This is a genomic window from Enterococcus sp. S22(2020) (assembly GCF_020295385.1).
Classification (GTDB): domain Bacteria; phylum Bacillota; class Bacilli; order Lactobacillales; family Enterococcaceae; genus Enterococcus_L; species Enterococcus_L dunnyi.
Window position 1 is genome coordinate 153,804 of sequence record NZ_JACFUD010000004.1, and the last position, 14,556, is coordinate 168,359.

The 14,556-nt window shown below is 36.6% G+C and carries 18 protein-coding genes; 16 read left to right on the top strand and 2 right to left on the bottom strand.

What is annotated here, in order from left to right:
- Positions 1 to 45 precede the first annotated feature (45 nt).
- Both H3T55_RS09285 and H3T55_RS09290 read right to left on the bottom strand, forming a co-directional pair.
- Positions 46 to 813: a DeoR/GlpR family DNA-binding transcription regulator gene (locus H3T55_RS09285; RefSeq protein WP_225534258.1), complete on the bottom strand. Its 768-nt coding sequence runs from the start codon at positions 811 to 813 to the stop codon at positions 46 to 48.
- 15 nt (positions 814 to 828) lie between these two features.
- A complete protein-coding gene (locus tag H3T55_RS09290) occupies positions 829 to 1,593 on the bottom strand; it encodes a hypothetical protein (RefSeq protein ID WP_225534259.1) in 765 nt (254 codons plus the stop codon).
- A gap of 186 nt (positions 1,594 to 1,779) precedes the next feature.
- On the opposite strand from H3T55_RS09290, the gene ulaG reads away from it, so the two are divergent.
- The 16 genes from ulaG (at position 1,780) to H3T55_RS09370 (ending at position 14,535) form a co-directional block, all read left to right on the top strand.
- Positions 1,780 to 2,844, top strand: coding sequence for an L-ascorbate 6-phosphate lactonase (gene ulaG, locus H3T55_RS09295; RefSeq protein WP_225534260.1), 1,065 nt, complete (start codon positions 1,780 to 1,782; stop codon positions 2,842 to 2,844).
- A gap of 21 nt (positions 2,845 to 2,865) precedes the next feature.
- Positions 2,866 to 3,324 carry a PTS sugar transporter subunit IIA gene (locus H3T55_RS09300; RefSeq protein WP_225534261.1) on the top strand — a complete coding sequence of 153 codons (459 nt, stop codon included), beginning with the start codon at positions 2,866 to 2,868 and terminating at the stop codon, positions 3,322 to 3,324.
- A gap of 15 nt (positions 3,325 to 3,339) precedes the next feature.
- Positions 3,340 to 4,818 (top strand): PTS ascorbate transporter subunit IIC, encoded by a 1,479-nt coding sequence (locus tag H3T55_RS09305; protein WP_225534262.1) that lies wholly within the window; start codon positions 3,340 to 3,342, stop codon positions 4,816 to 4,818.
- A 21-nt stretch (positions 4,819 to 4,839) separates the two neighbouring features.
- Positions 4,840 to 5,139, top strand: coding sequence for a PTS sugar transporter subunit IIB (locus tag H3T55_RS09310; RefSeq protein WP_225534263.1), 300 nt, complete (start codon positions 4,840 to 4,842; stop codon positions 5,137 to 5,139).
- Between the two features lie 102 nt (positions 5,140 to 5,241).
- A complete protein-coding gene (locus H3T55_RS09315; protein ID WP_225534264.1) occupies positions 5,242 to 5,880 on the top strand; it encodes a 3-keto-L-gulonate-6-phosphate decarboxylase UlaD in 639 nt (212 codons plus the stop codon).
- A gap of 4 nt (positions 5,881 to 5,884) precedes the next feature.
- Positions 5,885 to 6,736 (top strand): L-ribulose-5-phosphate 3-epimerase, encoded by an 852-nt coding sequence (locus H3T55_RS09320; protein WP_225534265.1) that lies wholly within the window; start codon positions 5,885 to 5,887, stop codon positions 6,734 to 6,736.
- Between the two features lies 1 nt (position 6,737).
- A complete protein-coding gene (locus tag H3T55_RS09325) occupies positions 6,738 to 7,445 on the top strand; it encodes an L-ribulose-5-phosphate 4-epimerase (protein ID WP_087641202.1) in 708 nt (235 codons plus the stop codon).
- A 204-nt stretch (positions 7,446 to 7,649) separates the two neighbouring features.
- Positions 7,650 to 8,978 (top strand): APC family permease, encoded by a 1,329-nt coding sequence (locus H3T55_RS09330; RefSeq protein ID WP_225534266.1) that lies wholly within the window; start codon positions 7,650 to 7,652, stop codon positions 8,976 to 8,978.
- A 568-nt stretch (positions 8,979 to 9,546) separates the two neighbouring features.
- On the top strand, positions 9,547 to 10,512 hold the full coding sequence (gene comGA / locus H3T55_RS09335) for a competence type IV pilus ATPase ComGA (RefSeq protein WP_225534267.1): 966 nt from the start codon (positions 9,547 to 9,549) through the stop codon (positions 10,510 to 10,512).
- Positions 10,478 to 11,512, top strand: a complete 1,035-nt coding sequence (gene comGB / locus H3T55_RS09340; RefSeq protein WP_225534505.1) for a competence type IV pilus assembly protein ComGB — start codon at positions 10,478 to 10,480, stop codon at positions 11,510 to 11,512. The genes comGA and comGB overlap by 35 nt, the downstream gene beginning before the upstream one ends.
- The gene (comGC, locus tag H3T55_RS09345; RefSeq protein ID WP_087641206.1) at positions 11,509 to 11,793 is read left to right on the top strand and encodes a competence type IV pilus major pilin ComGC; all 285 of its coding nucleotides are present in this window, start codon (positions 11,509 to 11,511) and stop codon (positions 11,791 to 11,793) included. Before comGB ends, comGC begins: the two co-directional genes overlap by 4 nt.
- A complete protein-coding gene (comGD, locus tag H3T55_RS09350) occupies positions 11,790 to 12,233 on the top strand; it encodes a competence type IV pilus minor pilin ComGD (RefSeq protein ID WP_225534268.1) in 444 nt (147 codons plus the stop codon). The genes comGC and comGD overlap by 4 nt, the downstream gene beginning before the upstream one ends.
- Positions 12,208 to 12,531, top strand: a complete 324-nt coding sequence (gene comGE, locus H3T55_RS09355) for a competence type IV pilus minor pilin ComGE (RefSeq protein ID WP_225534269.1) — start codon at positions 12,208 to 12,210, stop codon at positions 12,529 to 12,531. Before comGD ends, comGE begins: the two co-directional genes overlap by 26 nt.
- Positions 12,497 to 12,964 (top strand): competence type IV pilus minor pilin ComGF, encoded by a 468-nt coding sequence (comGF, locus tag H3T55_RS09360; protein ID WP_225534270.1) that lies wholly within the window; start codon positions 12,497 to 12,499, stop codon positions 12,962 to 12,964. Before comGE ends, comGF begins: the two co-directional genes overlap by 35 nt.
- Positions 12,948 to 13,301 carry a competence type IV pilus minor pilin ComGG gene (comGG, locus tag H3T55_RS09365; protein WP_225534271.1) on the top strand — a complete coding sequence of 118 codons (354 nt, stop codon included), beginning with the start codon at positions 12,948 to 12,950 and terminating at the stop codon, positions 13,299 to 13,301. The genes comGF and comGG overlap by 17 nt, the downstream gene beginning before the upstream one ends.
- 226 nt (positions 13,302 to 13,527) lie before the next feature.
- Positions 13,528 to 14,535, top strand: a complete 1,008-nt coding sequence (locus tag H3T55_RS09370; RefSeq protein WP_225534506.1) for a class I SAM-dependent methyltransferase — start codon at positions 13,528 to 13,530, stop codon at positions 14,533 to 14,535.
- Positions 14,536 to 14,556 lie beyond the last annotated feature (21 nt).

The window sequence follows — 14,556 nt, forward strand, 5'->3', positions numbered from 1 at the left end:
TTATAGCATGGATGGATGTCGATGTTTAGGAAAAAGTAAATAGTCTCAGACTTCGACCTGAATGACTTGTACCCCTTGCTTTTCGATTTCACGAATGACTGCTGGGGAGGCAAAGGTATCTGTGATCAAATAATTGATATCTTTGATGTGTCCACTGGTAAAGTTTGAGGAAACACCGATTTTTCGATAATCTGCAACAACGATGACTAAACCATTCGTGCGTTCGATGATCAAAGAATTGATTTTAGCTTCATGTAAGACAGGAGTAGTGATACCATTTTCGATGCTTAAACCAGAACAGCCAATGATCGAAATATCAGAGGACATTTTTGAAAACGACTCGATCGCGATGTCTCCAACTAAAGCTTCTTTAGGAAATCGGATTTCACCACCGGATAAAATCACAGTTGAATTTGGATTGTGATCAAGGTTTGCTACCTTGACATTATTACTAACGATCGTCACGCGTTTATCTTCCAAATGTTTTAAAGCGGATAAAGCAGTGGAACCAGTGTTTATGAACAATGTATTGCCCTCAGCTACAAATTCAGCTGCCTTTTTAGCGATCGCATTTTTTAAAATTTCGATCTCTTCATTATGATCCTCTGTTCCGATTTTGTTAACAATTTCAGCTTTTCCATGCGCTCGTTTTACAAGGCCCATTTTTTCTAGGGCGGTAAGATCACGGCGGACAGTGATTTCTGATACGTCAAGGGACTGACTGATTTCTTTCACTTGTAAGCTAGTATGTTTATGTAGTAGATCGAGTAATGCATCGCGACGCTCTTTGATCATTGTATGTGAGCTTTTCATTCAAATTCCTCCATTCTATATCACTTGAACAATCGCTAACGTATTTCCGATTGTTCTTGCCTTTTTTAATAAATGATTGCCTTCACTTGGTTTATTTAATTTTAGAAGACAGTGACCTTGAAGATACAAAAGATAGCTTAGTTCACGATTATTTAAACGTGCGGTATCGATCAGTGCCAGCTCTTGCAAACACTTTTGATTTCTTTGCTGATGAAAATACTGAAGACCCGAAATTTCATGCCATGAAAATAATCCGCGCATTTTCTTTTTTTGTTTGTCTTTCAATTGAAAAAGCTTTTCAAAAGCGATCGTCAAATTTTTTTCATCTTTCAAAAAAGAATAGCAGTACATTTGCGTATGATAATAAATGAAGAGGTAATCTAACGTTCCATGAAAAAACTTTTGATGTTTATTCAAATGCGCCAAGCAATCTGTATATTTTCCCGCATCTAATAAGAGTAGGCTGTCAAAAATAATAATAGACTGTTTGAAACCATTAAACAAATCTTTTCTCTTTAATTGCTCTTTTAAGCGGGCTGCTTCTTCCAGATCACAGTGAACATTCAATGCATAAATCATTTTTTCATATACGATCTTTAGATGTTCGAAGAGTCCAACGATACACAACGCAACAAAACCGATACAACCGAAGAAAAGTTGAGCTCCGAGTGTTTCAGAAGAATAGATCAAAGAATAAATATAGAATGCAAATAGCAGATAAATAGACCAAACAAACATCTTTTTTCCATAATAAAAACTTTTCCAAACGAAATATTTCATCTCCATCACCTCTACGTCACTATATCATATAAAAGAATATATGAACATAAAAAAAGAAGTAATTTCTTGTTTTTATGTATAAACGATCTTAAAAATAAAAAACGGTCTTAAAAATAGATTGAAAACGGTTTAAAATATTGTAGAATAAAAAGTGTAATCGAGATTGAGATAAGGTGGAGGGATTTTATGGCAACAATTCATGATGTAACAAAAGAAAGCTGGATTTTGAGTACGTTCCCAGAATGGGGCACATATTTGAATGAGGAGATCGAGCAAGAACAAGTTGCGACCGGTAGTGTTTCTATGTGGTGGCTGGGCTGTACGGGAATTTGGTTAAAGTCTCATGAAGGAACAAATATTTTATGTGATTTATGGTGTGGAACAGGCAAACGATCACATGGAAACGGAAAAATGAAGAAAGGACATCAAATGATGCGCATGAGCGGCTGTGAAAATATGCAGCCTAACTTAAGAACACAACCATTTGTGATCGATCCATTTGCAGTTAAAGACGTAGATGCATTAGTCGTGACACATATCCATTCAGATCATTTAGATATCAATACCGCTGCGGCTGTTCATCAAAACTGTCCTGAAGCGCGTTTTATTGGACCGCAGGAAGTTGTGAATACTTGGCTGAAATGGGGCATTCCAGAAGAGAAGACAACGATCGTAAAGCCAGGCGACCGAGTAACAGTCAATGATATAGAAATTGTTGCGTTGGAGGCGTTTGACCGTACAGCGTTAGTGACATGTGAAGGCCCTGACGAGATATTGAAGGGAAAAATGCCGCAGGATATGGACTTGATCGCTGTTAACTACTTATTTGAAACCAGCGGTGGAAATATCTATCATGCCGGTGACTCTCATTATTCTAATTTATTTGCCAAACATGGCAATGAACATAAAATCGATGTTTGTTTAGGCGCGTATGGAGAAAATCCCCGCGGTATTACAGATAAAGTAACTTCTGTGGATATGCTACGAATGGCTGAGTCATTGAATGCAAAGGTTGTGATCCCAGTACATTATGATATCTGGGCAAACTTTATGGCTGATCCAAAGGAAATCACTGAGATATGGAAGTTCAAGAAAGATCGCTTGAATTATCAGTTTAAACCATTTATTTGGCAGGTTGGAGGAAAGTTTACTTATCCAAATGATAAAGACAAACTAGAATTCAATTTCTATCGTGGCTTTGATGATGTATTTACGACAGAGAATGATACTCCGTTTCCATCATTTTTATAAAAATAAGAAAGGAGAATCTAAATGTTAAAGTATTTTTATGATAATGACCTCATTCGTTTTTGCGAAGAAAGCCCTTCAAATTGGGAGGAAGCGGTCGTCCTTAGCTGTCAGACACTGCTAGAAAAAAAGATGATCACTCAGCAATATGTAGATGAAATCGTGGATTGCGTGAAAAAATATGGTCCATATATTGTCATTGTTCCAGGAGTGGCGATGCCTCATTCTTCAGAAGATAGTCAAGGTGTTTTGGGAACAGCAATATCATTTACAAAAATGAAAGATGAAGTTGTGTTTGAAGAGGGAAATCCAGAAAAAAATGCGTCTCTATTTTTTACATTAGCTGCTAAAAATAGTGAAGAGCATGTAGAAAATATCTCTAATCTTTCTGAGATGTTGATGACGGATGGATTGATTGAAGCACTGATGGAGATTGAGACGATTGCAGATTATGAGAAGGTAATGATGACGTTCGATATGTAGAAAGAAGGGAAATGAATGAAACAGGTGTTGGATTTTCTATTAGGGATTTGGGACTATTTTGCAGCGAATATTTTGACTCAGCCAGCCTTTTTGATTGGATTTATTGTTCTTTTAGGCTATATCTTATTGAAAAAACCGATCTATGAAAGTATTGCAGGGTTTTTAAAAGCCACCGTAGGATACCTGATTCTAACTGTCGGTTCTGGAGGGCTCGTGAATAACTTCCGCCCGATCCTTGTAGGTTTAAAGGAACGTTTTGATCTAGATGCCATGGTCATCGATCCTTACTTTGGACAAAACGCAGTGACTGCTGGGATTGAAGAAACATTCGGGCGAACCTTTAGTGATACGATGATTTTGCTGCTGATTGCTTTTGTCATGAATATTTTATTAGTCCGCTTTAAAAAGTATACCAAATTACGTGCCGTTTTTACGACTGGAAATGTTCAGATTCAACAAGCAGCTACCGCATTTTGGATTTTATTATTCTGTTTTCCGAGTTTAGGACAACTGCCGATTCTATTGATCATGGGTCTTATATTAGGCTGTTATTGGGCAGTCGGTTCTAATTTGACAGTAGATATCACACAAGATCTAACAGAAGGAGCAGGTTTTGCGATCGCGCATCAACAGATGTTTGGTGTTTATATTTTTGCTCGACTTGCTGAAAAAATGAAAAAGGATAAAAATAATCGTAAGTTGGAAGATGTCCAATTACCGGGCTTCTTGTCTATTTTCAATGAAAACATGGTTGCAACATCTATTTTGATGCTATTTTTCTTCGGAATCATTTTGATTGTTTTGGGACCTGCCTATTTGATAGAAGCTGGTTTTATGGTTGAAGGACAAAGTTTTCTTTTCTATATTTTACAAACTGCACTGTACTTTGCTGTTTATTTAGCTATCTTGCAATTAGGTGTGCGGACGTTTGTTTCGGAACTGACAGAATCTTTCCAAGGCATTTCCAACACATTACTTCCGGGCGCGGTTCCAGGGATCGATGTTGCAGCAACATTTGGATTTGGTTCGCCGAATGCAGTAACGATTGGCTTTTTATTTGGCGCCTTAGGTCAGTTTATCACGATCGGTCTATTGATTTTATTCAAGTCACCGACTGTTGTTATTGCCGGTTTTATTCCACTGTTCTTTGATAATGCGGTAATTGCAGTTTATGCAAATAATCGCGGTGGGTTTAAAGCAGCTTGCCTGTTTCCGTTTATCTCAGGCGTGATCCAAGTTCTGGGATCTGCACTGATCGCTACATTTATTGGGCTTTCCCAATATGGCGGATATATTGGCATGTTTGACTGGGCAACAGTTTGGCCGATCATGACGGTCGTAATGAAGTATCTCGGCTATTTTGGTATTGCTTTAGTCGTTGTTGCACTGCTAGCTATCCCGCAGCTCCAATATCGGGCAAATCCCAAAGGCTATTTCTTGATTGCGGAAGATTATGACGAATATGTAAAAGAAATGGGTACAAAAAATGCGTAACAACATGAGGAGGAAATAATAATGAGAGTATTAGTATCGTGTGCAAATGGATCTGGAACAAGTTTGATGATGAAAAAAAGCGTGGAAAAAGCATTAAAAGAGCTAGGATTTACGATCACAAACATTCATCACTGTGCAATCTCAGAAGGGAAAAGTACTGCTGGTCAATATGATGTCGTATTTTGTCCAATGAATTTTTTAAATATGTTTGAAGATGCTAAGAAAAAAGGAATCACTGTTGTAGGAGTAAAAAATGTAATGTCAGCAAAAGAAATCAGTGAACGTGTTCAGGAAACAGATTTGGCAGCTAAATTCAATTAACTGATTAAGATAAAAAATTTTGACATAAGAAGTTGGAGCAACTGAAAATGTAACATGAATATTTGATGTTGCTCCAACTATTACGAAGTAAGGAGAAACGATATGACGAGACCAAATTTGCAAATTGCTTTGGATCATTCTGATTTACCAAATGCATTAAAAGATGTAAAAGAAGTAGGAGATATTGTAGATATCTTAGAGGTAGGAACGATTCTATGTCTACAGGCAGGAGAAGAAGCCATTCGTTGTATTCGTGCATTATATCCGGATAAAAAAGTTGTGGCAGATACCAAATGTGCCGATGCTGGTGGAACTGTTGCGGCGAACTGTCGCACTGCTGGTGCAAACTGGATGACAGTGATTTGTTGTGCTACAGTGCCTACCATGTCAGCTGCTGCAAAAGAGATAGAGGAAGTTCAGGTTGAGCTGTATGGTGATTGGACATATGAACAAGCACAAAAATGGCTTGACGCGGGCATTTCACAAGCAATTTATCACCAAAGTCGAGACGCTCTTTTAGCGGGCGAAACTTGGGGTGAAAAAGACTTAGTAAAAGTCAAACGATTAATTGAAATGGGATTTCGTGTTTCCGTGACAGGAGGCTTAACTGTCGAAACACTGCAATTATTTGAAGGACTTGATGTATATACTTTTATTACAGGACGAGGAATTACAGGAGCTGAAAAACCGAAGCAGGCGGCTCAAGATTTTCAAGCTGAAATCGAACGTATTTGGGGGTGAACGAATGACGACGCTAGGTATTTATGAAAAAGCACTTCCCAAAAATATCAGCTGGTTAGAACGATTACAGCTCGCTAAAAAATTAGGTTTTGATTTTGTTGAAATGTCGATCGATGAGACGGATGAACGCCTGAAACGATTGGACTGGACGAAAGAGGAGCGACAAGAAATCAGAGTAGCTATTGAAGAAACTGGTATTCAGATTCTTTCGATTTGCTTAAGCGGTCATCGACGCTTTCCTTTTGGTTCTCAGGATAAGGAAAAACGTTCACAGGCACTTATTTTGATGGAAAAAGCAGTTGAGTTGGCATCTGACTTAGGGATCCGTACCATTCAATTAGCGGGCTACGATGTTTACTATGAAGAAAAAACAGTAACTTCAAGAGCTTTTTTTATTGAAAATTTAAAAAAAGCAGTAGCGATCGCCGCTGCAAAAGAAGTTGTCTTGTCTATTGAGATCATGGATGATCCGTTTATCAATTCAATTACTAAGTTTCTAAAGATCAAGGAGCAAATTCGCTCGCCGTATCTGCAAGTGTATCCAGATTTAGGTAATCTGTCAGCTTGGTCGGAAAATGATGTTGGGTATGAATTGGCGCTTGGTATCGACCAAATTACTTGTATCCATTTAAAGGACACACTTGCTGTGACAGAAACATTTTCAGGTAAATTTAAAGAAGTTCCTTTTGGCAGCGGATGTGTCGATTTCTTAGGCTGTTTAAAAACACTGAAGCAATTAGACTATAATGGTCCATTTTTGATCGAAATGTGGAGTGAAACAAGCGAAACGCCTGAAAAAGAGATTGAGCAGGCGAAAAATTTTCTTATTCCTCATTTGAAGGAGGCAGGGTATTAAGATGAACGAACAATTGATCAAGGAAATGAAAGAACGAGTATTTGCAGCAAATTTGGCTTTACCAGATGCAGGATTAGTTAAGCTGACTTGGGGCAATGTCAGTGAGATCGATCGAGAAACAGGTATCGTTGTCATCAAACCTAGTGGCGTACCATATGGACAAATGAAAGCTGATGATATGGTAGTCACAGATTTAGAAGGACATGTATTAGCAGGTGCGTTGAAGCCGTCCTCAGATTTAGAGACACATCTTGAATTATATAAGGCCTTTAAAGAGATCAATTCAGTTGTACATACGCATTCAAAAAATGCGGTTATGTGGGCGCAGGCAGGGCGAGGAATACCAGCCTATGGGACGACACACGCAGATACATTTTATGGTGTTGTTCCCTGCACGCGGCAATTGACTTCAAAAGAAGTAGAATCCGCATATGAACTCGAGACAGGTAAAGTGATCATTGAAACATTCACAAAAGAAAAAATCGATCCAATGGCAGTACCTGGTGTTTTAGTTTATGGACACGGGCCGTTTACTTGGGGAAAAACACCTCAAAAAGCTGTCGAAAATAGTATTGTTTTAGATGAAATAGCAGAAATGGCGGAAGTCACAGAAATCGTAAATAAAAACATTCTTCCGATTCCGCAATATTTACTGGATAAACACTACTTTAGAAAACATGGTGTGAACGCATATTATGGTCAAGGATAAATACTCTATCTTTTGTTTAGACTGAGATAAAAACGTTTATCTCCGGAGGGCTGCTTTTTTCTCATCGATTATTTGGGACTAGAGAGCGAAATAAAACTGATTTTTAGTTTTGTTTCACTCTCTTTTTTGTTTTTTAAAATACTTGAAATTAAATGAAGAAAAGCTATACTAAAGGATAATATACAAGATGGAAAGAGGATGGTTATGGAAGAAAATCAATTAAAGCGGGAAATTTCATTATTTGGAGCTTTTTCAACGGTTATGGGAACAGTTATCGGTGCGGGTGTTTTTTTTAAAACAGCTAGCGTGGTAAGCTTTGCCCAATCGTCAAGCTTGACGATTTTTGCTTGGATATTAGGAGGCTTCTTGACACTTTGTGCTGGATTGACTAGTGCAGAACTAGCAACAGCTATTCCTAAAACCGGTGGAGCAGTTAAATATATTGAATATACATATGGAAAATTACCAGGTTTTTTATTGGGCTGGGCACAAAGTGTGATTTATTTTCCTGCCAATATAGCAGCACTCTCGATTATTTTTAGTACACAATTTCTTCACTTATTTCATTTATCCAATAATCTACTATTACCAATAGCGATTGGTACAGGATTAAGTGTGACGATCGTCAATTTGTTAGGAACTAAAATAGCATCAAACTTGCAATCATTCACATTAATAATCAAGATGGTTCCCATCGCATTAATCGTACTCGTTGGATTATTTATGCCGGCAGTCACTGAAGTGTCGCTATTTCCTATTCGTTCGGGTGGCAATACTGGGTTTATTCAAGCTTTAAGCGGCGCTTTATTAGCCACAATGTTTGCCTACGATGGATGGTTAGGTGTTGGTGCAGTTGCAGGAGAAATGAAAAGACCAGAAAAAGATTTACCTAAAGCAATCTTTTTAGGGCTGACCTTTATTACGATTGTTTATGTCCTGATCAATTTTGTTTTCTTAAAAACACTGCCAATTCAACAAATTTCAGGTAATTTGAACGCGGCGTCTGATGCAGCGAATCAAATTTTTGGTTCTGTTGGCGGAAAAATAGTTACGATCGGTATTTTGATTTCAGTATATGGAGCATTGAATGGGTATACAATGACAGGGATTCGTGTTCCTTACGCCTTAGCGTTGGAAGGGCTGATCCCTTTCAGTAAACACTTTAAAAAGTTATCTAAACAGTTTGTGGTTCCTTATGTCGCAGGTCTATTTCAATTTAGTATTGCTGCTGTTATGATGTTTTTGGGAAGCTTCGATCTACTGACAGACATGCTGGTTTTTGTTATGTGGCTATTTAGTATTTTGATTTTTGCTGCTGTTTTGATCTTAAGAAAAAGAGAACCAGAGCTGTTGAGACCCTACAAAGTACCGTTGTATCCAATCATTCCAATGATTGCGATCCTCGGTGGGTTATTCATTTTGATTACAACTTTATTCACCCAAACGATTTTAGCAAGTATTGGGATCGGTATTACATTGTTAGGCATTCCCGTTTACTATTTTAATAAGAAAATATCTAGAAAAATGGATTAAAACACTAGTTTTGTCAAAAATTTAGTTCTTTATATCAAAAATTCGAGAGAAATATCAAAGATTATCAGGTATAATAGATATGATCTAAGTCTTTATTTTAAATGATAAAGCATGGCTCCTGCTTATCCCTTTTAAGCAGGAGCTTATTTTTCTCAAAAATTTTAATAAAATTCATAATTTCTGAAAGTTATTCGACCATTTTTTTTAGTATAATGAGTATATCAAAACGATAAACTATTTTGGGGAAGATAGTGCATCAGAACTCTTGATAAGCTGTAAATGTTGATTTTCGACATTTGCAGTTTTTTTTTGCTTTATAATGACTAGTGATTATAGAGATATGAAGATGAGGGGAGGAAGGGACAGAAGTGTCAAGCTCTGAGAACCAAATCCTTCAATTCTTTTAGGGATTAGTATGATCGGAACAAAGTGGAGTAATTTCTTCATTTTTCAGCGTTTATTATGTTTTAGAGTGCGAGCAAAACTGATTTTTAGTTTTGTCCCGCACTCGTTTTTTTTTTCGATACTATTTATCTTTTTTGCGTATATTACTGTAAGGAGGGAAAAAATGGATATTAAGGAGCTTTCTCTAAAATTAATTGAATGGGGCGTATCAGAGCATTTACAGGATATTTATATTTTACCAGTTGAGCAGAAGATACATGTATTTGCCAGAAAAGGCTACAACAAACTGGTGTTTGAAGAGCTTGATGAACAAGAAGGGGAAAAATTGATTTTTCACTTTAAATTTATTGGAAGTATGGATGTTGGGGAGAAACGTAAAGCTCAGGTCGGAGCTGTTACATACAGGATCAGTAATGATAAAGTTGTGCGTTTACGTTTATCGACAGTGGGAGATTTTTGTCAAAGAGAAAGTTTGGTCATTCGTTTTTTGCATCAATTTGGTAATAGTCAGGAGAATTATTTTTTACCTAGGCAATTATCGGATATTCGTAAACAGGTCCACAGACGCGGTCTGCATCTTTTTTGTGGTCCTGTTGGTTCAGGTAAAACTACGTTGATGTACAAATTAGCAAAAGAAACGGATCACTTTCAGCAAGTCATCACAATCGAGGATCCGGTAGAACTGGAGGAGCAAACATTTCTTCAATTGCAGACGAACGATAAGATCGATCTAACCTATGATGCGCTGATCAAAGCTTGTTTGCGCCATCGGCCGGATATTTTGATCATTGGCGAAATCAGGGATCGTTCTACGGCGCAAGCAGCGATCAGAGCTGCGCTGACGGGACATACTGTTTTTGCGACGATCCATGCAAGAAGTACTACGGGTGTTTATGAACGATTAAAAGAGCTTGGTGTAAAGGAAAAAGAAGCAGCTGAATGTATCACAGGAATCATCTATCAACGCTTGTTGTTTGTTCAAGGAATGAAACAACAAGATATCAGCGGACTATTGTTAGATTATGATTTTTCTAAAAGAAATGTTTCTAATTGGGAAAAACAACTTAGAAAGGTTTGGGCGTATGGCTTTATTGATGATCAAACATTTGAAGAAGAAAAAGAGCAATAAGTTGTCGAAAAGACAGCAAAATTTTTTTATTCAGCTTTTAGCAGATTTATTAAGAAATGGATTTACTATACAAGAGAGTTTACTTTTTATGAAGAAGTCACGTTCTATTCCAGAAGAAGCACTCAATTATTTGACTGCTACGATGGAACGAGGAGATCAATTTTATTCAGGCTTAGCTTATCTAGGATTCAAAACGACGATCATAACTCAAATAGAATTTGCTCAAGCTCATGGAGATCTATCAGGAACATTAGATAAAATCAAAGATCATACTCTTGTTGCAGATAAACAGCAGCAACATTTATTTAAGGTATTGAGTTATCCTGTTCTTCTTTTAGTTTTTCTATCTGTAGTCTTGATCAGTATCAGACAAATTTTACTGCCGCAACTATTAGTCAACGGGACGGTTCAAGCTAAAAATCCAGGGATTCAATTCATTCAGCAAAGCCCCTATTATGTCATTGGATTGCTGTTATGTAGCTTTTTTGTAATAGGCACATATTATCTTCACTTTAGAAAGAAAACATTTTTGGAAAAGGCGCTATTTTTTTCCAGACTGCCTTTTATAGGAAGCTTGTATAAAAAATACTGTTCAGCTTTCTTTGCACTTGAGTGGGGAAAATTATTCGCACAAGGTTTAGAGATCAAGAATGTTCTTCGATTGATGAAAACGACAAGCCAGCGATCTCTGATGTATGAGCTTGCAGAAGAAATTGAGACAAAAGCTTTGGCTGGTACTACTTTTTACGATCAGTTAAGAGCATTTCCGTTTTTTTCATCTGAATTAGCTTTGATCATCCAACAAGGAGAGGTAAAAGGAAATTTAGGTAAAGAATTGATCGTATACAGTGAGTTATGTTGGCAGCAATTTTTTAGACGAGTTGAAAAAATGATCCAATTGATCCAACCTGTGATTTTTTTACTTGTTGCTTTGATAGTAGTGGGTATTTATGCTGCAATGCTATTACCGATTTACGGTGGAATGGAGGAATATTTATGACCAAAAAAAAGAAACGAATCAACTACAGTGGTTTTACCTTATTAGAGATGCTGGTTGTTCTGTTGATTATTTCTGTTTTAATTTTGCTATTTGTTCCAAATCTTTCAAAACATAAAGAAGGTGTGGATAAAAAAGGCAATGAAGCAATCGTCAAAATCGTTGAAACACAGATAGATCTTTATGTGATGGAGAAGAATCAGACACCGACTGTCGAGCAACTATTGAAAGAGGAATATATTACTCAAGAACAGTATGAAAAATACCAAACAAGTGAAAAATGAAAAAGAAAACGTTAAAGGGATTTACATTGATCGAATCACTTGTAGTAGTATTTGTGTGCACATTTTTTATGTTGCTGCCAACACTTTCAATTGAGCGCTGGCAGCATATGATAGAAATAGAACAATTTCTATCGACCTTTGAAAAACAGTTACTGTTTACACAGCAAATGGCAATTATTAAGATGACGGACACACAGATCATCTTTGAAGAAGAACAACAACAGCTATACTTTATCGTTTCAGAAAACGAACAAATACATTTATCTGTTCCAACAGATTTAAACGCTTCTGGTCCAAATAAAATTGTCTTTAAAGCGATATCTGGAAACAATGGGAAATTGGCAAAATTCACTTATGATTGGCCAGAAAAAAAGCAATCGATCGAGTTTCAATTTCAGTTAGGAAGTGGTCGCTATGTCAAAAAAATCAATCGATTATAAAGGATACATCTTATTGGAAGGACTAGTTTCGTTTGGAATCATGGGAATTATTGTCGGGATTTTTATGTCATCAAGTACCTTTTTATTATCTAAGAAAGCAAAAGCAACCGATGAGCTAACGTTACATCGAATACTCTATGAAGAAATGAAGAACTATGAAAATCATGGCGGAGGTATGCAAAAAAAAGTTCAACTTAATGGTCGAACATACTCGTTTTATATATATAAGACGAAGAACAAAATAGACAAAGTGGTGATTACAGATGCTAAAGAACAGTTTTCCCTTGAACAGAAATAAAGAACACGCGGGCTTCACCTTAATTGAATGTTTGCTAGCGTTGTTTTTATTATCTATTATCTGTTTGCTTTTTTCTGCTGCAATAAAACATGCGAAAGTTGTATCTGAAATCTTAAAAAGTGAGAAAGAAAAAGAATGGCATATTTTTGTCATTCAGTTGGAAAATGAGCTAGCCGGCTGTGCGTTCAAAGCAATTCAAGGGAATAAGATGATTTATGAAAATCCAAAAAAAGAAAGAGACATTTGGATCGAATATAAATTAGGAAAAATCGTCAAAGTTGATAATGGTGGTTATCAGCCATTGTTGATCGATATTCATGAGGCTGATTTCAAAGAGGAGGATGATTTTGTGGTTATTCGTACAGTATTTAAAAATGGACAGCAATATAGTGCAAGATGGTCAATGATCAAGGCAAATGAAAAAGGGCTATAAAGGTGGGATATTACTGACGTCATTGCTTTTGGTTTTTTTATCCAGTTCTCTATTTTTACTAGTACTAGAAGAATTTAAACTGGCACAGCAATTTTCGCAAAAAACTAAAGACTATTATATTGCTAAAACAATGGTCAGTATGTTTCTCGCCGAAGTAAAACAAAAAAGCGACCCCCTTGACCCAAAAGGAACTCAGGAATTTTCAGCCGGTCATTTAACATACAGTTACGCTCAGCAAACACTTACTATCGTTGTTAAGATGAATCATACGACTTATACGTTTAATGAAGTATATCAACCTCAAGTGTCGAAGGAAAAAACAGATATCAGTGAATGAATGTTTTTTGTGAAATGTGTATCAAACTATGTGTAAATCGACTGATACAGAAAGGTTCTTTAGTTTCAATTTTAAAAAGCCAATCAAGAGCGACACAAAAAGAACAGTTATAAAACAAGCTTTTACAAATATTGTTGGGAAATTGATTGATTATTAGATCTTTTTTCGTTAAAATAGAACAGGTATGAAAATTGTTATACTATAGATGGAAATAGAGGTGTTATTTTTGTTCTCTGAGAAAATAGAAAAGGCTTTCGAATTAATGGAACAATCGATTCAATTACTTCAACGATCCTTAGACACTTCTTTTTTAGATGCGTATATTGAAAATGGTGAGAATATCATCGATGATTACCAAGTGCGTATTCTCGATGGAGTACCGGATGAGCAGACAGTCCAACAACTAAAAACCATTTATCAACAATTAAAAGCGATCGATTTAACTCCAGAAGAAATTAGACGATTATCCCAGTTGATTTTACTAAAAGGGAATAAAACAGAGTCCTTACAAGCAAATCATCAATTGACACCAGATGGTATTGGCTTTTTATTCGTCTACTTGATCGAACAATTGTACGATCAGGATCAATCATTGAAGGCTCTGGACATCGCCGCAGGTATGGGGAATCTTTTATTGACAGTTGTCCTTAATTTGTCACTGGCTAAGTATGATGTCAGCGGTTTTGGTGTAGATATCGATGATACATTGTTGGCAGTTTCTGCAACAAATAACGAGTGGACACAAGCTGCGATCCAGTTATTTCACCAAGATGGACTGCAGGATTTATTGATCGATCCAGTTGATGTTGCTTTGAGTGATCTACCCGTTGGCTTTTACCCGAATGATGAAAAAGCAGCTGGTTTTGATTCCGCAGCAGAAGAAGGACATAGCTATGCACATCATCTATTGATGGAGCAAGCGATGAAATATGTCAAGCCGCATGGATACGGATTATTTTTGATTCCTACGAATATTTTAGAAACGGAACAAAGTGTGTTCTTTAAGAACTGGATTCAAAAGAATGTCTATCTGCAGGGAATGATTCAATTACCAGATGAATTATTTAAATCTGCTCAGTCTAGAAAAAGTATCTTAGTTGTCCAAAATAAAGGTGAGCATAGTGAACAGGCAAAAGAAGTTCTGATAGCAAAATTAGGCTCATTGAAAGATCCAGCAAAAGTGACACAATTTTTTCAACAATTTGAGGCTTGGAAGTCTTCAAATTTAAAATAAAACAACCGATAAAAGAGGAGA